The organism is Mucilaginibacter arboris, from assembly GCF_009754915.1.
Taxonomy (GTDB): domain Bacteria; phylum Bacteroidota; class Bacteroidia; order Sphingobacteriales; family Sphingobacteriaceae; genus Mucilaginibacter_A; species Mucilaginibacter_A arboris.
Genome location: NZ_WPIK01000006.1, coordinates 177,542 through 197,352, shown reverse-complemented (window position 1 = coordinate 197,352; position 19,811 = coordinate 177,542). Strand labels below are relative to the sequence as shown.

18 protein-coding genes are annotated in these 19,811 nt (G+C 38.7%); 10 read left to right on the top strand and 8 right to left on the bottom strand.

Annotated features, from left to right (window positions below):
- The first annotated feature begins 136 nt into the window (after window positions 1-136).
- Complete coding sequence (gene tnpA, locus GO621_RS08410; protein ID WP_157565978.1) at window positions 137-571, top strand: IS200/IS605 family transposase; 435 nt, start codon at window positions 137-139, stop codon at window positions 569-571.
- Between the two features lie 578 nt (window positions 572-1,149).
- On the opposite strand, the gene GO621_RS08405 is transcribed toward tnpA, so the two are convergent.
- The 4 genes from GO621_RS08405 to GO621_RS08390 all read right to left on the bottom strand — a co-directional run bounded on the left by GO621_RS08405 (window position 1,150) and on the right by GO621_RS08390 (window position 5,704).
- On the bottom strand, window positions 1,150-2,493 hold the full coding sequence (locus GO621_RS08405; RefSeq protein WP_157565976.1) for an alpha-L-fucosidase: 1,344 nt from the start codon (window positions 2,491-2,493) through the stop codon (window positions 1,150-1,152).
- 383 nt (window positions 2,494-2,876) lie between these two features.
- Entirely contained in the window at window positions 2,877-3,629 is a 753-nt protein-coding gene (locus GO621_RS08400) for an MIP/aquaporin family protein (RefSeq protein ID WP_157565974.1), read from the bottom strand.
- Window positions 3,630-3,633: 4 nt separating this feature from the next.
- Entirely contained in the window at window positions 3,634-4,629 is a 996-nt protein-coding gene (locus GO621_RS08395; protein ID WP_157565972.1) for an MBL fold metallo-hydrolase, read from the bottom strand.
- A 34-nt stretch (window positions 4,630-4,663) separates the two neighbouring features.
- Complete coding sequence (locus GO621_RS08390) at window positions 4,664-5,704, bottom strand: hypothetical protein (RefSeq protein ID WP_157565970.1); 1,041 nt, start codon at window positions 5,702-5,704, stop codon at window positions 4,664-4,666.
- A gap of 107 nt (window positions 5,705-5,811) precedes the next feature.
- On the opposite strand from GO621_RS08390, the gene GO621_RS08385 reads away from it, so the two are divergent.
- From GO621_RS08385 to GO621_RS08375, 3 genes are read left to right on the top strand one after another with little or no spacing between them, the layout of a single operon-like run.
- Window positions 5,812-7,074: an alkaline phosphatase family protein gene (locus GO621_RS08385; RefSeq protein WP_157565968.1), complete on the top strand. Its 1,263-nt coding sequence runs from the start codon at window positions 5,812-5,814 to the stop codon at window positions 7,072-7,074.
- 33 nt (window positions 7,075-7,107) lie between these two features.
- Window positions 7,108-7,329 carry a hypothetical protein gene (locus tag GO621_RS08380; RefSeq protein ID WP_157565966.1) on the top strand — a complete coding sequence of 74 codons (222 nt, stop codon included), beginning with the start codon at window positions 7,108-7,110 and terminating at the stop codon, window positions 7,327-7,329.
- A 19-nt stretch (window positions 7,330-7,348) separates the two neighbouring features.
- Window positions 7,349-7,624 carry a hypothetical protein gene (locus GO621_RS08375; RefSeq protein WP_157565964.1) on the top strand — a complete coding sequence of 92 codons (276 nt, stop codon included), beginning with the start codon at window positions 7,349-7,351 and terminating at the stop codon, window positions 7,622-7,624.
- 440 nt (window positions 7,625-8,064) lie between these two features.
- Here GO621_RS08375 and GO621_RS08370 read toward each other — a convergent pair whose 3' ends face one another.
- The 3 genes from GO621_RS08370 to GO621_RS08360 form a co-directional block, all read right to left on the bottom strand.
- Window positions 8,065-9,405 (bottom strand): SusD/RagB family nutrient-binding outer membrane lipoprotein, encoded by a 1,341-nt coding sequence (locus tag GO621_RS08370; protein ID WP_157565961.1) that lies wholly within the window; start codon window positions 9,403-9,405, stop codon window positions 8,065-8,067.
- Between the two features lie 17 nt (window positions 9,406-9,422).
- Window positions 9,423-12,695 (bottom strand): SusC/RagA family TonB-linked outer membrane protein, encoded by a 3,273-nt coding sequence (locus GO621_RS08365; RefSeq protein ID WP_157565959.1) that lies wholly within the window; start codon window positions 12,693-12,695, stop codon window positions 9,423-9,425.
- 265 nt (window positions 12,696-12,960) lie between these two features.
- Entirely contained in the window at window positions 12,961-13,911 is a 951-nt protein-coding gene (locus GO621_RS08360; RefSeq protein ID WP_157565957.1) for an ion channel, read from the bottom strand.
- Window positions 13,912-14,443: 532 nt separating this feature from the next.
- On the opposite strand from GO621_RS08360, the gene trpD reads away from it, so the two are divergent.
- From trpD to GO621_RS08330, 6 genes are all read left to right on the top strand, one after another.
- A complete protein-coding gene (gene trpD, locus GO621_RS08355; protein WP_157565955.1) occupies window positions 14,444-15,433 on the top strand; it encodes an anthranilate phosphoribosyltransferase in 990 nt (329 codons plus the stop codon).
- A gap of 9 nt (window positions 15,434-15,442) precedes the next feature.
- Window positions 15,443-16,081, top strand: a complete 639-nt coding sequence (locus tag GO621_RS08350) for a phosphoribosylanthranilate isomerase (RefSeq protein ID WP_157565953.1) — start codon at window positions 15,443-15,445, stop codon at window positions 16,079-16,081.
- Window positions 16,082-16,096: 15 nt separating this feature from the next.
- Window positions 16,097-17,278 carry a tryptophan synthase subunit beta gene (gene trpB / locus GO621_RS08345; protein ID WP_157565951.1) on the top strand — a complete coding sequence of 394 codons (1,182 nt, stop codon included), beginning with the start codon at window positions 16,097-16,099 and terminating at the stop codon, window positions 17,276-17,278.
- A 70-nt stretch (window positions 17,279-17,348) separates the two neighbouring features.
- On the top strand, window positions 17,349-18,137 hold the full coding sequence (trpA, locus tag GO621_RS08340; protein WP_157565949.1) for a tryptophan synthase subunit alpha: 789 nt from the start codon (window positions 17,349-17,351) through the stop codon (window positions 18,135-18,137).
- A 241-nt stretch (window positions 18,138-18,378) separates the two neighbouring features.
- Complete coding sequence (locus GO621_RS08335) at window positions 18,379-18,726, top strand: hypothetical protein (RefSeq protein ID WP_157565947.1); 348 nt, start codon at window positions 18,379-18,381, stop codon at window positions 18,724-18,726.
- 130 nt (window positions 18,727-18,856) lie between these two features.
- Entirely contained in the window at window positions 18,857-19,012 is a 156-nt protein-coding gene (locus GO621_RS08330; RefSeq protein WP_157565945.1) for a hypothetical protein, read from the top strand.
- A gap of 60 nt (window positions 19,013-19,072) precedes the next feature.
- On the opposite strand, the gene GO621_RS08325 is transcribed toward GO621_RS08330, so the two are convergent.
- Window positions 19,073-19,444, bottom strand: coding sequence for a single-stranded DNA-binding protein (locus GO621_RS08325; RefSeq protein WP_157565943.1), 372 nt, complete (start codon window positions 19,442-19,444; stop codon window positions 19,073-19,075).
- Between the last annotated feature and the right edge of the window lie 367 nt (window positions 19,445-19,811).

The following is a 19,811-nucleotide window of genomic DNA, read 5'->3' as shown; positions in this document are numbered from 1 at the left end:
TTCAATTGCCGCTCCTTCAATTTGGTAAAGGAAAAAGTGGGAAGCATCGGGATAAAAGAAGTATGTTTCAATTGCCACGGCCTTTAGGCCGTGGATTGAAGGAATAGTTATAGGCTTTAGCCAAAAACAAACTGACATGCCATACACTAAAGTATTGATACATTTCATCTGGGCAACCAAAAACCGTGAACCTTTAATTACGAAACCGTTGAAGCCTTTATTATTGCAACATATTAAAGCAAATAGTATCAAAAAAGAAATTTTTATTGATACCCTAAATTGTGTTTCCGATCATGTCCATTTGCTTGTTTCCCTCGGTAAAGAACAAACAATTGCCAAAGCAGCGATGCTGATCAAAGGAGAATCTTCTTTTTGGGCAAACAAACAAAACCTGGTTAAAAGTAAATTTGAATGGCAGGACAAATACATTGCCTTATCTGTAAGTTATTCTGCCATAGATAAAGTAAGGGCTTACATTGCAAACCAGGAAACGCATCACCAAAAGAAAACGTTTGCTCAAGAATATGAGGAGTTTCTTGAAGCGCATCATTTTCAAAAAGGTTTTGCCTAAAGCCAGCTGTATTAACTTCAAAAACCAAGGACTAAAGGCCATGGCAATTGTAGCTGTTTAATTTAGAGTAGTTTATGTTTATACAAAAAACGGCAATGCTTCTTTTACCCTATAAAAGTTGTTGTTTGCATAATTTAGACAAAATCAAAAATTAAATGCTTACGGTTTTTTAGAGAGATAAAAGAAGCATCAGAAACATAAATATGATTAGTTTCAATTGCCGCGGCCTTTAGGCCGTGGATTGGAATAGAAAGGATCGGCTTTAGCCAAAACGAATTTGTAAAATATAGTTTTTAATTGTATTTCGTTTTTAAAAGCGGTTTGGCTAAAGCCAATTTTGAAACTACATACAACCACGGCCTAAAGGCCATGGCAATTGTAGCTTCGTATTCGATCCTGAACTCAGCTGCTGGTCCGGGTTTGCAACCCGGTCCAGCAGCTGTGGATTTCTAATCCCACTAAAAAATTTATTCACTTAACAATGCTTCTTTTACAGGCAAAAAATTAGTGTGGTATAAAAGTTATAGGCCTTAAAGGGCAGCATTCTTCCAAAATCCCAACTTCATCTTAAACCCGGGTTATTTATTTCCAACTTCCAGTACAATTACCTGGTCAGGGTCTTCTGCTGTGGGCTGCTGTACCGTTAGCAGTAATTTTTTATTTTTGAGCTCAGCTTTTACAGGCTGCTTTGTTTTAAGCAGATAAGCCTTTTTGATTTGTTTATAAGGAAAGCTTTCCAGGGTAAGGCTGTTCCCTTCGGGATTTAAAGGGTGCACATATACTTTTCCGGATGCCTGCGTTAAACAGCCCCATTTTTGCGGCCTGAGGAAACCGCCTTTGGTTTGATAAATGCTTTCGCCATATGTTTTTAACCAGGCGCCCATCCAATTAATGCGGTCCTGAAATTCCTGCTGGATCTCGCCGTTAGGCATAGGGCCAATATTAAGTAAAAGATTGCCCCCGTTACCTGCCGATCTTACCAAAAGGTTAACGAGCTGTGCCGGTGTTTTATAGGTAGTGTCTGTAAGGTTAAACCCCCAACTGTTATTAATGGTGGCGCAGGTTTCCAGCGGAAGGCCGGAGATTTTTTGAAAACTTAACCCGCTTGTATTTTCGCCGGGCACATCCTGTTCAAACATTTGAAAATCCTCGCCAGGTAAAGGCGACATGTGGTGGTTATTGCCAATTAGGCATTGCGGTTGCAGCCGGTGGATCAGGTCGTAAATTTCACGGATATGCCAGTCAACGCGCGTGTCATTATCTTTCCGGTCTTTACCTTCCTCGTCCATCTGGTCCCAGTAACCATCAAACCAAATCCCGCCGATGGTACCATAATTTGTTAAAAGTTCTGTTAACTGGTTTTTCATAAAGGTAATATAATCGTTCCAGTTGCCTCTTTCTGTCCGTCCGGTGCCTTTGCCGGTCCTGCCCGTCCAATATTGGTAATCGTCCCTTCTCCAATCCAGCAGCGAGTAATATAAAAAAAGTTTAACACCTTGTTTATGGCACTCATCGGCCATTTGCTTTACAATATCCTTTTTGTAAGGCGTTTGCATGATATTAAAATCAGAATACCTGGTATCCCACATACTAAACCCGTCGTGGTGACGGGTAATTAAAGTAATGTATTTCATGCCGCCCTGCCTGGCCAGGCTTACCCAGTTGGCTGCGTTAAAATCAACTGGGTTAAAAAAACGCTCCAGCCGGGTATAATTTTTTACGGTGATGTTCCTGTTGTTCATCACCCATTCGCCCGAACCCGGAATGCTAAACGGGCCCCAATGGATAAACAGGCCATATTTTGCATCGGTAAACCATTTTCTGGCTGCTGTATTTTGGGGCGAGGGTTGATAGCTGTTTGTTTGTGCATGTGTGCCGGTCATTAAAAACAAGAACGCCAGCGCAAGTAAGCTTTTTTTCATCCGTTTAAATTTGTTTTGTTTAGCTTTTAATGGCCCTGCTTCTTTTATCCCATAAAAAACAGCAGGATTGCTGTAAAGCTATTTAAAAATATAGGACAAAAAATCCTTATGCTTCTTTTAGCATTAAGAATTTTTGTTTTTTTTCATCCGGTGCTTCATAAAAGTATAACATGCCCCTTGTTTTTTAGGTGATAAAAGAAGCATCTCAAACAGCACGGATAAATTAAACAACTGCCGGTCCTGGTTTGCCAATTGCTAATTCTTGAAACTGGGATTCTAATCCCCATTAGAATAATAGTTATCCACTTAACAATGCTTCTTTTACAGGCAAAAAAATAGTGCAGCAAAGAAAGCCGTCAAACCCGCGTTAAAAGAAGTGTTAGTTACAGATCATTGCTGATATGCCGGTATTGAGCAAAATGATATAACTTGGCCACATCAGATCTGAGGTGTTTTAGCCAGCCAATATTAAAAACTAAAACAGCAAGCAGCATGCCGGTTACCGGTGCAGCCCAGTAAAGCCAGTAACCCGACCAAACGCTGCTTATAAGCGCCGGGCCAAAACTCCGTGCCGGATTGGTACTTGTTCCGGAAATGGGCGCTTCTGCAAAAACCATCATACCATAGATAACCGGCATCATAAAAGGGGTAATATTTTTCAATTTTTCGTGGCCTGTAAAAAACAGGATTACGGCAATTAGAACGAAAGTTGTCCATATTTCACCAATAAAAGCAGCATTTAATCCGTTCGGTATGGTCGCGCCATAATCCATACTATTACCTTGTTCTCCCCATAAAAGTAAAGGCAAGCAGCCAATTGCGGCGCCAGCCATTTGTGCTGCAATAAAACCAAGCATGTTTTTAAATTGCATGGTTTTGCGAAGCCAAAAAGCAATACTTACAACCGGGTTAATATGCGCGCCGCTGATTTTTCCGACCGGAGAAATGGTGATCAAACAACCGGTTGTACCGAATAAAAAACCGGAAACAGCCCTTCTGGTTCCCGCATCCGGGATAATTTGCAGTATGGGCGAACCTTTTCCATTAATAAAAATCACGACAGATAACCCCACTAAAACGAGCAAGGCAGTCCCGATAAATTCAGAAAAGTAAGCTTTTAAAAATTTACTTTCCATCTTACTATTTAAAAGGTTTCCACCATTTATTCACGTAAGGTTTGCCGTTATAAGTATAAGTTTCCCCTGGTTGAGGCACCAGTAAGGGAATGTTTTTTTGCTTTGCAATTTCCAACAACCTTTCAACCGGTTGTGTCCAGGCATGAAAAGCCAGGTTAAAAGTTCCCCAATGTATCGGCATCATTAAGTTAGCGTTAACAGCCGCAAAAGCATCTGCAGCGTTATCCGAGCCCATGTGGATGTCTTTCCAAAGATCGTTATAAGCACCAATTTCCAGCATGGCTATATCAAACGGGCCGTACTTTTCGCCAATGGTTTTAAAAAGCGGGTGGATGCCAGAATCAGCGCCAAAATAAACCTTATGTTTTGAACCTTTAATAATGTACGAAGCCCAGAGTGTGGTATTTCTGTTGATGATCCCTCTGCCTGAAAAGTGACGGGCAGGGGCAGCAGCCAATTTAAAACCCGGCCAGATCTCTTTTTCCTGCCACCAGTCGAACTCTGTGATCTGGTTTTTGTTGATGCCCCAGCCTGCCAAAATCTTTCCCACTCCTAAAGAACAGAAAAACGGAATGCTTCTTTTACCCAATGTTTTTACGGTTGCTTCATCCAAGTGGTCGTAATGATCATGAGAGATCAGGATAGCATCAATCGGAGGCAGATCATCTAAAGCAATCGGGGCCGGAAAAAACCGTTCCGGGCCGAAAAACTGAAAAGGCGAAGCCCGTTTTACCCAAACCGGATCCGTTAAGATCCGTTTTCCATCCATTTCGATCAACAAAGAAGAATGTCCCATCCAGGTAACCCGCAGCTCATCTCCCTTTAACTTATTTAAAAGAGGCAAATCAGCAGCAAAAGGGCCTGGCTGAATGCGTGGCGTACGGTTTGGATGATCTTTGGTATATTCTGCCAAAACTTTAAAAATGCTGGAAGATAAACCGGTTTTAGTGGGGATTGGGTTAACAAAAACTTTACCGTTAAAATTAGGCGAGTTATACATGCAAGCAGGAACAGGAAGGAGTTGTTTTGGTTTGTTAACTGTTATGCGCTACCAACATTTTTACGCTTTCCAAAAAATCTTCTTTACAGTCAACATGCAAAGTAATTTGTGAAACATATTTTCTGATACCAAAAGCTGCTGAAAAGGCAACTGGTTCATTCAATTTCAAAAATAAGTTTGGCTGATCAAATATTGGTTTTGCCAAGTTAAGCACTGCTTTTTCGGGTATAAAAGAAGCATTGACCGGGCTAATATTTTCTATTTGTGCTGCTTTAATTTGAGCGGTGTACAATAAGCCAATCCTGATTTTAATTTCGTTATTAGCAATTACAATGCGGCGTTGTTTAACAGAAGTTATATAAGCGATGATGAAAAGTACAGTATATATTTCTGAAATAAGCAATCCTAAAGCTATATTTTCATGCCCAAAATGCAGTAATAATAAGTGTACCAACCCCGTTTCGAGTATCAGCATAAATAGCAAAACACCAGTAAAAGCAGCAAACGAAGTGTTTTTGTAGATAGAAAATTCATTTGGCTGGTACGGTTCTTTTTTGCGTTTATACCAAAAGAACAAACCGTAACGTATCATTACAAATTCGGCAGCTAAAATGTCGGCTATTTTATTTTGTCCTAAAACGCTTTCTAAGCTTTGCTGCAATTTCTCAGGGAAATCAAAATCTGAGGAAGATAACCTTCTATAAAAGCGTCTGATTTTTTTAATTTTAATAAATAACCAGACAACTGAAATTAATTCAGTTGCTGCTAATAAATACTTTACCGATTGTAGCAACAAGTTTTGCTGTTGTGGAAGCAGACGGATAACAGTAAAATAGCAGATGGAAACTATAGTTAAGAAAAGTGGAAAATTGATAATTTTCTTTCTGACCAAAAGCATCCAAGCACAAAAAGGTAAAGTAACTATAAAATCAACTGAAAGTGCATTGGATAGGATTGAGATGTTATGTTGAAAAACGGAAGAGCGAATAATAAAATGTGCTGCAATTACTGCTGATAAAAAAAACAGGCTAAATAAAGCCACCATTTTGAAACGATTATCATAAAGTAAATTCATATCAATTTTTAGCTATAAATCTATACTTTTTATAACAATACACTTCCATTGCTGTAACTTATTTGTGCTTATTACAACGCTAAAAAAAACAACGGTAAATTTGCCTAATGAAACGTTTTTTTGCTATTCTCATTTTCTGTTTCCTTTCAACTTTTGCTTTTGCCCAGGCTGATACAACGCAGCACGTAATTTCCGGTCGTAAAAACAGCATCCAACAACAAAAAAAAACTTACGTGATCATGATTTCTGTTGATGGTTTGCGGTACGATTTTGTTGATAAATATCAGGCCAAAAACCTGATGGCCTTCCGCACTGCAGGTGTGCAGGCAGAACGGATGGTGCCTTCCTATCCTTCGTTAACTTTCCCTAATCATTATACTTTGGTTACCGGTTTATATCCTGCACATCATGGTTTGGTTAACAACGATTTTTACGATCCGAAACGAAAAGAATTTTATAAAAGCAGCAACAAAGCCAAAGCCGAAGATGGCAAATGGTATGGCGGAACGCCGCTTTGGGTTCTGGCCGAACAGCAGAAAATACTGACCGCAAGTTTTTACTGGGTCGGATCGGAAGCGCCGATAAAAGGCATTTATCCAACCTATTATTATGATTATAGTGAGAAAATTGGCATCCATCAGCGGATAGAAACAGTTGTAAACTGGTTAAAGTTACCGGCAGAAAAGCGCCCGCATTTAATTACTTTTTATTTTCCGGAAGTAGATCATGCGGCACATAATTTTGGCCCGGACGCAGCCGAAACGCAACGTGCCGTTTTATTTATTGATTCTGCGGTAAACGAATTGAACAAAGCCGTAAAAGCAACGGGTTTGCCGGTTAGTTTTATTTTAGTATCCGATCATGGCATGGTAAAGGTTGATACACAAAACCCAATTCCTTTGCCGCAGGCTGTTGATACTACTAAATTCATCATTCCGCCCGGTGGGGAAATTTTGGAGCTGTACGCCAAAAATAAAAAGCATATACCGGCTACTTATCAATCATTAAAACAATCGGAACATGATTATAAGGTGTACACAAAAGCAAATTTGCCGGCTTATTTGCATTATGGTGAAAAGGATGACCGTTACAACCGTATTGGTGATATTTTGCTGATACCTGATTTGCCTAAAGTGTTTAGATTAGGTCCTGGGAAAATAAAGCCGGGCCAGCATGGTTACGATCCGACAAAAGTTAAAGAAATGAACGCTACTTTTTACGCCTGGGGACCCGCTTTTAAACAGCATTTAAAAATTCCGGCGTTTCAAAATATTAATGTTTATCCCGTTGTTACTACCGTTTTAGGTTTAAAACAGACTGAAAAAATTGATGGGAACACAACGCTGGCCAAGCAAATCATCAGGAAATAAAACATTAAAACAACAGAAAGCTTTTTGTTAGGAATGACAGAAGCTTTAAACCAGATCAGGCAATTTTACAAGCCGCAAACAGTACAAATTATTTTTATAACCGAAGCGGTACAACCAGGAAAGCGCTTTTTTTACCTTAAAAATTCTAACGTTTTTAGGGCGGTAAAAGAAGCATTCAGCCAGGTTTTTGGTGAGTTTAAAAATGACGAAGAGTTTCTTGCTTTTTTTAAAGAAAACGGCTGTTATGTAGATTAACTGTGTGATCAAATGATCAATGGTTTACCTCCAAGTCCGGCAATCGGTTAGGGAAAACGGTATTAAACCATTAAGCGAAAGGTTAGCCAGCATGAGGCCGAAAGTGGTAATAACGATGATGAAAGTGCTGGAGCCTGAAGTAAACAAAGCGATTGAGCTATCAGCTATTGCTTCCGTTCAATATACCAAAGCCGTTCCTTTTCCGGCACATAGCCAAATCAATGTAGATAAATGTATTGCTGCCTTGGTTGAGGTTTTGGAAGCGTTGATGGAAAGAAATATGCTGTCTGACTGAACTCGGATTGTGCCGTGCTTTTGTTCTTAGCTTCGACCTGTTTAAATTTTACCTTATATCTTTTTGTATGCTTCTTTTATCAGGCAAAAACCTTAAAGTTTTCTACAATCTACCTTAAGGTTAGCCTGCAGTTTTGCTTTCTGCAAGGTTTAGAAGCCGTTTAAATTGAACTGGGGAAAAATCGTGATGCTTCTTTTAGCACCATAAAATGGATGTTTACACTTGCTTCCGTTTCCAAAAGCAAATGGCTTTGATGATTTTTAGGTGATAAAAGAAGTATGGACAAATAAATGGAACAAAAATTAAACTGCTTCTTAATAGTTTCTAAGTTTTCCATCCTTAAAATCAGAACTTAAAACAAAAAAGCGCGGAATTTTTAATGGCCCGCGCTTCTGCTTTTTTAAATAAACGGTTAAATAATAACCCTGATGTGTTTATTATTATTTATCCCACCAAACCCTTCTTAACATACTGGTGTTCTTAGGTGCGTTAGAATTATATCTCTCTTCGCCGGATGGATATAGCAACGAGCGCGGCAAAGAACCATTTAATGCGCTGCTTGGGGGTGCAGTAAGAACAGGTAAACCTGTTCTTCTCCAATCCGTCCAAACTTCCGGGTTCAAAAAGTTGGCTATGTATTTTTGGGTCATAATATCATTTAACGTGATATTGGCAGCAGTTTTAGCAACAGTAGTGGCATAAGCGGCGCTGTTTACTGTCCTCAATAAATTTGCAGTCACGGCAGCATTATAGGAAGCAGCAGCAGAAACTTTATCCCCTTTTTGAAACTGTGCCTCAGCTTTAATAAACAATAATTCATCGTAGCTCAGTAAATAAACGGTTGAATTAGGGCTGCCGTACAAGGTTCCTAAACCCCCGCTGCCATCGCTGTAAACACTTAAGCGAGGGTCTTTATTAGCAGTTAATAAATCATAAATATAGCCTGTAAAAGCAATATCGCCTCTTTGTGTATTAAACTGGTACCAGGGGTTCTGTGAGGTTACGCTCGATCCGGCAAATGGAACACCAGCATTATCAGCAGCAGAAGTAAAGCCTAAAGCAGCTTCGGTTAATGCCTTATCGTAATAAGTAGCATCAACCTTAACCAAATGCAGGTACATTTTAGCGCGTAAAGTATGTGCAAACCTTAACCATTTTTGCAAATCACCGTTGTAAAGTACATCATCGCTTCCGGGCTGGCTGGTGTTTTCTGAAGTAGTCAAAGCAGTTATAGCTGTACTTAGCAGGTTGTCTATGGTAGTATAAATACTTTGCTGCGTATCATAATGAGGCTGCAGGTTTGCTGTTCCCTGGAAAGCTTCTGTATAAGGTATATCTCCCCACAAATCTGTAGTTAAACCTAAAGCATTGGCCATTAATATACGTGCAACAGCAGCATAATGCGTTTGGCCTGCAGCATCGGCTATTTTAATCAGGAAGTAATCGTTGTTCATAATACCTCCTCCGTATAAGCCGCCGGTCCACATATTGTCCACATCATCTGCAGATACATTATAGTTACTGGCAAGTGCAGATTGGTTGGCTACACCCGTTGTTTGCTGCATAAATTCTGAAGTAAACCGTGAAGCATCTCCGCCCCATTCATAGCCTGTACTTTCAATAATTCCAGGAAGCAGGTTAGAAGATACAGGTTTTTGCAGCTGTGTCGGATCATCATTAATTCCCGGGTAGAAATAACCTTTCTTACACGAGGTAGTTACAGTTGCTATAGCAAATAGTACAGCAGCTTTTGTAAATATATTTTTGATATGAAGTTTCATGATAATAGTATTTATTGTTAAAACCGGGCTTTTAAATTAATACCATAGCTTGAAGTTCCCGGGTTATTAAAGTAATCAATCCCTTGTGCACTTGTTGCACCCGTTAAGCTGGTTTCGGGGTCAATTCCTTTATAAGGTGTCCAGATAATAATATTTCTTGCAAAGGCACCTATTGTAAAGCCTTTTATAAAATTACTTGATTTACCAAAGAATAAACTTTTAAAATCGTAGGATAAAGAAACTTCCCGAAGTTTTACAAAAGAGCCATCTTCAATAAACTGTTCGTTGATATTTCCAAAGCCGCCGCCATCGCCCTGGAACCATCCCTGGTCTAATGGAACACTTGAAGTATTGGCTGCCCCGCCGCCTGCAACTTCCTGGCCTGAGCTGTTGTAATGTACCAGGTTGCCATTGGCATCCAGGTGACCGTAAACGCCGCCAAAAACAGTATTGGTATTTCTGTTACTGGTAGCATCCGAGGTGCCGATAGCAGCTAAAGACCCTCTGGTGCCATCCCAGATATCTCCTTTAAACTTCCAGTCAACAAGGGTATATAACGAGATTTTTTTATAGGTAAAAGTATTGCCAAAACCCATCAGGAACCTGGGATTGGTATTTCCAATGATCTTTTGAACATTGGTGTTGCTGATGGGATAGCCAGTAATATCGCTTATGTTGCTTCCATTGGTATTCTTCACATCACTTACAACAATGTTGCCATTGTTGTCCCTAACATATCCGTAGCCATAAATGGAAGCAGCAGGGGCACCAGGGATCTGTGCAATAACAGTTCCGGTAAAACCATTTAGGGTAATCTGGTTTACACCTTCGGCCAGGGCCAAAACTTTATTTCTGTTCAGGCTAAAATTGACAAATGAATTCCAGGTAAAATTATTGTTCTTAACAGGGGAACCATTTACCTGAAGTTCAAAGCCATTATTCCTGATCGAACCGGAATTTAGGGTAAGATATTGATAACCTGTAGAACCTGAGATAGGGGCTGTAACCAATAAATCAGTTCCTTTACTGTGGTAAATGGTTGCATCTATGCCCAGCCTGCTCCGAAAAAAAGCTAATTGTGTACCAATCTCAAATGAGTTTGTTCTCTCTGGTTTTAAATTAGCATTACCTAACACATTAATTAAACCGTAGCTGGCTTGCCCGTTGCTTGGATAAGATATGCCGGTAGTGTATCCATCTGTATAGGTAGTTGGTGTATAAAAGCTGGATGTTCTGTAAGGATCCGGCACTTTACCAACTTGTGTTGCTGATAAACGGATTTTACCAAAACTTAAAACATCGCTGTTTTTAAGGTCGCCTAATTCTGAAAACACAAAACTTAAGTTAGCAGAAGGATAAAAGAATGAATCTTTACCTTTTGGCAGGGTCGATCCCCAGTCATTCCTTCCGGTGGTTTCCAGGTATAATAATGATTTATACCCTAAGTTTAAATCATAATATACGGCTGCCGTCCTGAAGTTTGTAATCGGATTGGTAGATATAATGCTGCTTGCGTTGGCAATATTGTTAAAACCTGGCGCTACCAATCCATCTCCCTGGGTGTATAGTTCATCCAGTTTATAACCATAAAAGTTATTTCCTATTTTAGCATCGAACTGGAAATCCTGGGCGAATTTTTTAGTATAACTTAATATTAAATCAGAGTTTAAGCTTCTGTAAGTATAGCGGTCATCAAATATTCTTCCACCCGGATAGGCGCCAGAATTAATCTCATACAATTGATGCCGGTTGTCATTATAAGTATCAGTACCTAACCTATAAAGCGCACTAAAACCATTGCCAATGTTATAATCCAACTGAACATTGCCAAACAGACGGCCTATGTTGGTAGTGTATGGATTTTGATTAATTGTCCAGTACGGATTGTCGTAGGTTCCGTTTCTGTATGACCTTTGACTGCCATCCGGGTATAGATAGGCAGCCGGATCTGTTGGGTCTTTTCTGCCAAAAGAATTATCAAAGGATATCGGGGTCCGGGTTAAACCTAACATAATACCAGAAAGGTTACTGCCTTGCTGGGCAATATTGCCATCACTGGAAGTATAAGTCAGGCTGGTTGAAGCTTTTATTTTTGATGAAATTTTTAACTGGCCGGAAAATGCAACTGAAGTTCTCTGATAATATTGAGTAGGGATTATTGAAGTTTGATAAACATTAGTAACTGATGTTCTGTAAGTAGCTGCATCATTTCCTCCGCTTAAACTAACAGAGTTATTATAAGTAACGCCAGTTTTAAAAAAGTTATTTAAATTATCATAAGGTGTAAAAGGGATCTTAGCTAATGGGCTTGATTTTCCAACCAGGTCTCCATGAACATCATATTGGTTCGGAACACCTGTCCAATATAAAGTATCTGCTTTTGCCCCCCAAGAGTAACGGTTGGTTGAACTGTAGGGATAAATCTGGCCATTAAGCCCTTTTACATATTGGTTTTGCAGTTTAGGTAACTTATTTACTACATCAAAAGATACACCTGTATTAAAATCGACCTGAGGTTTACCCATTGCACCTTTTTTAGTGGTAATGATAATAGCACCATTGGCAGCACGAAAACCATATAAAGCGGCCGCAGACGGCCCTTTTAATACGGATATGCTTTCTATATCATTTGGGTTAATATCAGCAGCCCGGTTAGTATTGGCAGCGCCTTGCAATAAATTGTTCTTCCCCTGGGAAGGGTCGCCGGAATAGTTTTGGGAATTATCTACTGGAACGCCGTCAACAATAAATAAAGGCTGGTTATCGCCTGTTAAAGAGTTTTGGCCTCTTAACTGGATATAAGCACCAGCGCCGGGTGTGCCTCCGGATGCCGTAATTTGTACGCCTGCAACCTTACCGCTTAATGCTTTTAAAGGATCAGATTGATCGGCGGCAATTAAGTCATCACCTTTAACATCCTGTACAGCATAGCCTAATGCCTTTTTCTCTCTCCGGATGCCTAAAGCTGTTACAATAACCTCAGTTAGTTGTGTATTACCGCTCTGCAGCGTAATATTAATAACAGATTTGCCGGCAACATTTGTTTGTTGCACATCATAGCCGATAAAAGTAAATACAAGTACATTATTGTCAGATGCGGAAATGGAATATTTACCGTCTGGCCCGGTTACTGTACCAACTGTTGTTCCTGCCACACGTACACTTACACCAGGCAAGGGTAATCCGTCCTCTTTGGCAATAACTGTTCCAGTAATTGTATGATTTTGCGCATAAACTTGCGAAGCAAATAAAAACAGGAAAATCATGCATAAATGTATATTTTTTTTCATTTTTTAATTAGTTAAACGAGTTAGCGTGTTAAATTATGTTAAACTTATGTAGTAAACTGAAAATTTTAAGTTTTATTGCCAAAAGTTTAACAAAATGTTATATTTATATCGTTTTTCGTATAAATATTAAAATTGTAACTACGTTTTTTTATATCTATACTTCTTTTAAGGATAAAATTTAAGTAATAATTCCATCCGGCAGGAAATAAGTTTAATTAATTGCTGGTTATGGGGTTGTAAGAGAATATTTAAGCTAAAAAGCTATTTATCCTGCAGGTAAACTGACTTTTTGTAAAGCATCGATTTTAGTTAAATCCAATACATTTACACCCATTTCATCCAGGGAAATGGCAGATATAAACTGTGCGCCCCAAACCAATTCTTCATCCTTATAAGAAGTTCTGGAATGTACCGTTTGCGAAAAGCTGTCATCAAAAGCTTTCAGCATCACAATAAATTCTGCTTTGCTGGTTTTTAAAAAATCTGGCCCCATGGTTTTCAGCGGACTGTCTTCGGTAATCGGATGCACAACTGTCCAGCTTAAGGTAAGCAGGCTAATCCTGTTCCTTTCCAGTTCTAAGGGCACAAATTGCCGTATAACTTTTCCGTCAACCGTTGCATTATAAGTTAGCATTATGCTCACTTCCAGCTCGATTAACTGGTTGCTGCGGTAATTAGCTAATCTAAACATCAAACCGGTTATATCCCAATAAGGCGCAACAATTATATTTTTACTGTAACGGATTTTTGCAGAAGGCCGCGAAAACCGCCCATAAAGTAAGCCTGTAGCCAAAGCAAAACTGAGCAGGCCGATTAAACATTCTAAAGCAGCAACAAAACTGGTTGTTATGCCAGCCGGGCTGATGTGACCGTAACCAACTGTAGAAATAGTTTGTGCCGAAAAGAAAAAAGCATCCATAAAGTGCATAAAAGCAGAATGCCCTGGTCTGATTCCGTCTAAATTTTCAATCCCTAATGCAAGATAAACAAGCGCAAAAAGTACATTGATAAGCAGGTAAGCAGAGAAAACCAGCAGGTTAAAGGCACTCCACGACATCGTAATCAAAGCATTATAAGTATCTGCCGTGCGAAAAAAAGGCGTTCCGGTACGGCGGATATTAGAAGAGCCATCGCGGTTTATTACCCGCTGGTTTTTTACCACAGGCTGTAAACCTAAGCCCAGGTCGTCCTGAATTTTATATTTTTTTGAAGACATAGTTGCATCTCTATGCTTTTTTTACCGGTTAAAAAAGCAATGGTGTCAAAATTATAAGGCTGTAAAAACAGAGCCTGTTAAAATTTTTATCATAAGAAATACAATGCTTCTTTTATCGATAAAAAGTTAATGCCTGAATAATCTTTAAATTAAAAATTACAGGGACATCACAGATTTTACCGGATAAAAGAAGTATCGGCAATACGTTGAATAAAATTTAAACAGGCTCACAGTAAAATCTGTTTTATGCAGTTACAATTGGTTTGATGGTGTTAGCGTTTTAAATCCTTTTCATCCGGTCCTTCATCATAATTGTTTGGCCTGTAACCGGTGTTCGTCTTTGTAATCCTTATATTTTTTTTGATATTTGCTATCTTGGTTCAGATTAAAGAATCATACTAATAATTAAAACTTGCAATAAAAATAGGATTTTGTAAGACAAGGTTGCCAGCAGCAACCTTTTTTATTTGCCAGAAGAAAACGAAATCCAATAATTGTACGATTAGAGCTGCCAATGGCAGGTTAAGCAGATATGAAAGCCATCTTAAATCATTTATTTGAAAACAGGAGCTTCGGTAAAGAAGAGTCTAAAAATATCCTGATCAACATCGCCAGGGGCAAATACAACCCATCTCAAATGGCTGCTTTTATCACCGCCTATTGTATGCGCAGCAGCACGGTTGATGAAATGGAAGGTTTTCGCGATGCGATGCTGGAATTATGCGTGCCGGTAGATTTAGAAACAGAAAACCTGATCGATCTATGCGGTACAGGCGGCGATGGTAAAGATACTTTCAATATTTCTACACTGGCTTCTTTTGTAGTTGCCGGCGCTGGTTATAAAGTAGCCAAACATGGTAATTATGGCGTTTCTTCCGGGTCTGGTTCTTCTAATGTGATGGAATATCTCGGTTATCAGTTTACCAACGAAATTGACCGGCTTAAAAGAAGCATTGATACCGCCGGCATTTGCTTTTTGCATGCGCCATTGTTTAACCCGGCCATGAAAATTATTGCACCCATCCGTAAAGAACTGGCTGTAAAAACCTTTTTTAATATGCTTGGGCCAATGGTTAACCCGGCAAAGCCAAAAAACCAGATGGTTGGCGTTTTTAGTTTAGAGCTTGCCCGCGTTTATGCTTATCTCTATCAAAAAACTGATAAAAATTATACTATTGTTCATGCTTTGGATGGATATGATGAGATTTCTTTAACCTGCGATTTCAAAGCTTTTTCTAATGCAGGCGAACGGATTTATAAATTGAATGAGCTTGATCTTCAAAAACTTCATCCTGCACAAATTAGCAGCGGCCATACGGTCCCCGAAGCAGCAGCAGTTTTTACAGCAGTTTTAAATAACGAAGCAACCGAAGCACAAACCAGCGTAGTGCTTTGTAATGCTGCTATGGCCATCAAAACAATTCATCCCGAAAAAACATTTGCAGACAGTTATAACGAAGCAAGTGTATCTTTGCAAAGTAAGAAGGCGTTAAACAGTTTTAAAACATTGTTGGAACAATAACAAAACGTTATGAAAATTAAAGTTTGCGGTATGAAGTTTCCGGAAAACGTCCGGGCAGTTGCAGCTTTGCAACCAGATTATCTGGGCTTTATTTTTTATCCGCATTCGCCGCGTTTTGTGGGTTATGAGCCAAACAAAGAGTTGACCGAACTTCGTTTACCGGCAAAAAAAGTAGGTGTTTTTGTGGATAAAGACTTTAGTACAATCAAAAGTATCATCCAGAAATATCAGCTTGATGCTGTGCAGCTTCATGGAAACGAAGTGCCGGAAATGTGTGGGGCTTTAAAAACTCAAACAGAAGTAATTAAAGCTTTTGGTGTTGATGATACTTTTGATTTTAGCAGATTAGAACCTTATGCTAATTGTGTTGATTTCTTTTTGTTCGATACCAAAACTACTGCTCATGGCGGATCAGGCGAGGTTTTTAACTGGCAAATCCTTCAGAATTATCATTTAAAAGTGCCCTTTTTTATTAGCGGCGGTTTAAGTGAAGAAAATATAGAAAGTGTTTTGAAACTGAAACATCCGGCATTTTACGGTGTAGATTTAAACAGCCGGTTTGAAATATCACCGGGATTAAAAGATTTAGAAAAATTAAGCAGGACTTTTGAACTGATAAAGTTGCAAAACAGCAAGCTTCCTTCATAATAAAACCTCAAGAAGATGAAATACGGAGTTGATGAACAAGGTTATTACGGCGATTTCGGTGGCGCTTATATTCCCGAAATGCTTTACCCGAATATTGAGGAATTAAGGCAGCAATATCTGGCTATTACTACGGATGCTTCTTTTATCAATGAATTTAATCAATTAATGCGCGATTATGTTGGCCGTCCTTCTCCTTTATATTTCGCAAAACGTACTTCGGAATTGTATGGCGCAAACATTTATTTTAAACGGGAAGATTTAAACCATACCGGTTCACATAAAATTAACAATGCAATCGGGCAAATTTTATTAGCACAACGTTTAGGTAAAACAAGGATTATTGCCGAAACAGGAGCAGGGCAACACGGCGTAGCAACCGCAACTGTTTGTGCGCTAAAAAATATTGAATGTGTTGTTTATATGGGCGAAGTGGATATTGAACGCCAGGCACCAAACGTTGCCCGGATGAAAATGTTAGGCGCAACGGTAATTCCGGCAACTTCAGGAAGCAAAACGTTAAAAGATGCAACCAATGAAGCGATGCGCGATTGGATCAACAATCCGGAAGATACGCATTATATTATCGGTTCTGTAGTTGGACCGTTTCCTTATCCGGAAATGGTTGCCCGTTTTCAATCCATCATCTCCGAAGAAACCCGCAAACAGTTATTAGAACAAACCGGGAGCGAACTGCCGGATTATGCGGTTGCCTGTGTTGGCGGAGGAAGTAATGCAATGGGTATGTTTTATCACTTTTTGGATGATGAAAGCGTAAAATTAGTTGCGGTGGAAGCTGCCGGAAAAGGGATTGATTCCGGTTTATCTGCAGCGACTTCTGTTTTAGGTAAAGAAGGTGTTTTGCATGGCAGCCGAACGATTTTAATGCAAACCGATGACGGACAAGTGGTAGAACCTTATTCTATTTCTGCCGGTTTAGATTATCCCGGGATCGGTCCGCAACATGCACACCTTCATAAAATTAAACGGGCAGAATACGTAAGCATTACAGATGATGAAGCCATGGAAGCAGGTTTGGAATGTTCCCGTTTGGAAGGGATTATTCCGGCGATAGAAACTGCCCATGCATTGGCCCAGCTTAAAAAAATGAAATTTAAAGGAGATGAAACTGTAGTAGTTTGTCTTTCTGGCCGAGGTGATAAAGATTTGACGACTTACATTAACCATTTCGGATTTTAAACCATACTGTTTTTACTGGCATAAAAACAGTATGCCAAGCAATTTTCTACTTTTAACATCAACACAAAGCATGAACAGGCTGAACCAGCTTTTTTCCACCAGGAAAGAAAACCTCTTATCTATCTATTATACGGCTGGGTTTCCAGAGTTAAATGCTACGGTTAATATTGCCGAAGCATTAGAAAAAGCAGGTGCAGATTTTCTGGAAATCGGTTTTCCGTATTCAGATCCTCTGGCTGACGGGCCGACGATTCAGCATAGTTCTCAGACTGCTCTGGAAAACGGGATGAACCTGAATGTTTTGTTTGAACAATTAAAAGATCTGCGTAAACGTGTTTCGATTCCTGTTTTGTTAATGGGTTATTTTAACCCGGTAGTACAATATGGCGTAGAAAAATTTTGTAAAAAAGCAGTTGAAGTTGGTGCTGATGGTGTAATAATTCCGGATTTGCCGATGTACGAATATGAAAGTTTGTACAAGCAGTATTTTTTGGAGAATAACCTAAGCAACATTTTCCTGGTCACGCCGCAAACATCGGAAGAACGGATCCGAAAGATTGATAATTTAAGCCAGAGCTTTATTTACCTGCTTTCTTCTTCTTCCATTACTGGTAAAAACCTGGAAGTTTCCGAAAACGTCGAACGCTATTTTGAACGCATCCAAAACCTGAAATTGAAAAATCCGACCGTTATTGGTTTTGGTATTTCCAGTCACGCTGCGTTTTCAAAAGCCTGTATATATGCCAACGCAGCTATTGTAGGCAGTGCTTTTGTAAAGATGTTAGCTTCGGAAAAGGATTACCTGAATAAAATCCCTGCTTTTATTGATCGGATTAAGAATGAAGGGGTTATTGTTTAAATTGTCATTTTTAAACAATAAATAACTACTTAGTGTACTTTGTACACAATTATTTTTATCTTTGCCCCGAACAAAAAAGATAAAAGTGCTTTGCTGTTTTTTGTCTTGTAAAAACAGCATCCCTCAAAACCGGTTGAGGGTTTTTTAAAATCAAAATAATTTTCCTCTATCATTTTCCGGTAAATCCAAGTATGGTTTAATACTTGCAATTTAAAGTTCTATAACTTTTAAAATCAATCCCATGAATTCAAAAATTTCTGATAAAATTATTAATCAAACAACACAAAACCTGCCTGATGGAACTGTTGTTCCCTTAACTTTTCATTATCCTGCTAACTTTAAAATTGATGATGTAATTAGTGTAACTGCCCCGCGCGAAAGTATGCAACTATTTGTACCTCAGCATCAAGAAGGCTGTTATGCCTTTGATATAGAGGTATGGGACGACCGCATCCGTTTGCTTTGCGATTCTATAAAAGAGCGTGAAACCCAGCCGGACGGAAGTACGGTTTTTTCTTTTAAGATCAGGGAAATTAATCTTTTTGCAAACAGCTTTCCGGCTGTTCAAAAAGTAGCAGTATATCAATAATTCCACAAACTGGCGTTGTTTTTCCCCGTTTCTTAAAATTTAAGAAAAACACGGGCATGCTTTTTTTATCCGGCTAAAACAATCAGGTAAAATATCCGTGTTAGAAGTATAACAGCTAAAATAAAATAACATGGAAATAGTTCCCGAAAATCAGGATCAGGAAACAAGACCGGATTCAACCCAAGAACAAGACAAGGATAATGAAGAACTTGCCAAAGAAATTCCTACGGTTACACCCGATACAGAGAATTTAGAACCTGGGCCAGAAGAAGGAGATGATGAGTAATGCCACAGTATTAAAATGATCGGGTAATATGTTGCCTGATCATTTTAATACTGTTTAATATTATCCTTTTGTAGGTTCAAAAGCTTCAATACTGGTAAAATCTGTTTTACGGCCAAGTAGTTTAAAATTTTCTGCCACTATTTCTGTGGTAAATTTTTTTACTCCTTCCCTTGATTCAAAAGACCTGGTTTTTAGTTTTCCTTCTATGTAAACTAATTTTCCTTTGGTTAACATTTGCTGTGCAATATCAGCAAGCCCTCTCCATAAAACAATATTGTGCCATTCGGTCAATTCTGTTCTTTTACCGTCTTTTAATACAATTTCCGACGTAGCCAAAGGAAAACTAGCTACTGCCACTCCATCTTCCAGGTGCCTGTATTCAGGATCTTTACCTAAATGCCCTACTAAAATCACTTTGTTAATTCCAGACATAGCTTTTTAATTTAATTTGTTAGCGTTCGCTTCGTTAGGTTTAAATACGGCTAATATTATTTCAAGGAATTGCAAGTAGGTTTGCTAAACTGATTGCTTATATTTAATATAAGTAAAATTAACTTTTAAAGTTTTTTTAATTATGAATTTTACTGCTTAAGCTCCTGTAAACGCTAAGAAAAATAATTTTGCCCTGGCCTAACCGTCTTAATCATGCTTATTTTTATCCTGGACCTGAAGTTTTAGCTTTTATAATAACTAATGTTTATAAATTTAGTATTATCAATATAATAAATTTAATTAACTTTTATTGCTATTTGATTAAAATAATTGGTTTTAAATTTTAAATTTTAATAAATGTATAAAA

Coding starts and splice junctions, on each gene's coding strand:
- trpA (WP_157565949.1), top strand. CDS start 17,349: ATGAACAGGCTGAACCAGCTTTTTTCCACCAGGAAAGAAAACCTCTTA.
- GO621_RS08325 (WP_157565943.1), bottom strand. CDS start 19,444: ATGTCTGGAATTAACAAAGTGATTTTAGTAGGGCATTTAGGTAAAGAT.
- GO621_RS08365 (WP_157565959.1), bottom strand. CDS start 12,695: ATGAAAAAAAATATACATTTATGCATGATTTTCCTGTTTTTATTTGCT.
- GO621_RS08330 (WP_157565945.1), top strand. CDS start 18,857: ATGGAAATAGTTCCCGAAAATCAGGATCAGGAAACAAGACCGGATTCA.
- GO621_RS08395 (WP_157565972.1), bottom strand. CDS start 4,629: ATGTATAACTCGCCTAATTTTAACGGTAAAGTTTTTGTTAACCCAATC.
- trpD (WP_157565955.1), top strand. CDS start 14,444: ATGAAAGCCATCTTAAATCATTTATTTGAAAACAGGAGCTTCGGTAAA.
- GO621_RS08380 (WP_157565966.1), top strand. CDS start 7,108: ATGACAGAAGCTTTAAACCAGATCAGGCAATTTTACAAGCCGCAAACA.
- trpB (WP_157565951.1), top strand. CDS start 16,097: ATGAAATACGGAGTTGATGAACAAGGTTATTACGGCGATTTCGGTGGC.
- GO621_RS08350 (WP_157565953.1), top strand. CDS start 15,443: ATGAAAATTAAAGTTTGCGGTATGAAGTTTCCGGAAAACGTCCGGGCA.
- GO621_RS08370 (WP_157565961.1), bottom strand. CDS start 9,405: ATGAAACTTCATATCAAAAATATATTTACAAAAGCTGCTGTACTATTT.
- GO621_RS08335 (WP_157565947.1), top strand. CDS start 18,379: ATGAATTCAAAAATTTCTGATAAAATTATTAATCAAACAACACAAAAC.
- GO621_RS08405 (WP_157565976.1), bottom strand. CDS start 2,493: ATGAAAAAAAGCTTACTTGCGCTGGCGTTCTTGTTTTTAATGACCGGC.
- GO621_RS08375 (WP_157565964.1), top strand. CDS start 7,349: ATGGTTTACCTCCAAGTCCGGCAATCGGTTAGGGAAAACGGTATTAAA.
- GO621_RS08390 (WP_157565970.1), bottom strand. CDS start 5,704: ATGAATTTACTTTATGATAATCGTTTCAAAATGGTGGCTTTATTTAGC.
- GO621_RS08400 (WP_157565974.1), bottom strand. CDS start 3,629: ATGGAAAGTAAATTTTTAAAAGCTTACTTTTCTGAATTTATCGGGACT.
- GO621_RS08385 (WP_157565968.1), top strand. CDS start 5,812: ATGAAACGTTTTTTTGCTATTCTCATTTTCTGTTTCCTTTCAACTTTT.
- GO621_RS08360 (WP_157565957.1), bottom strand. CDS start 13,911: ATGTCTTCAAAAAAATATAAAATTCAGGACGACCTGGGCTTAGGTTTA.
- tnpA (WP_157565978.1), top strand. CDS start 137: ATGCCATACACTAAAGTATTGATACATTTCATCTGGGCAACCAAAAAC.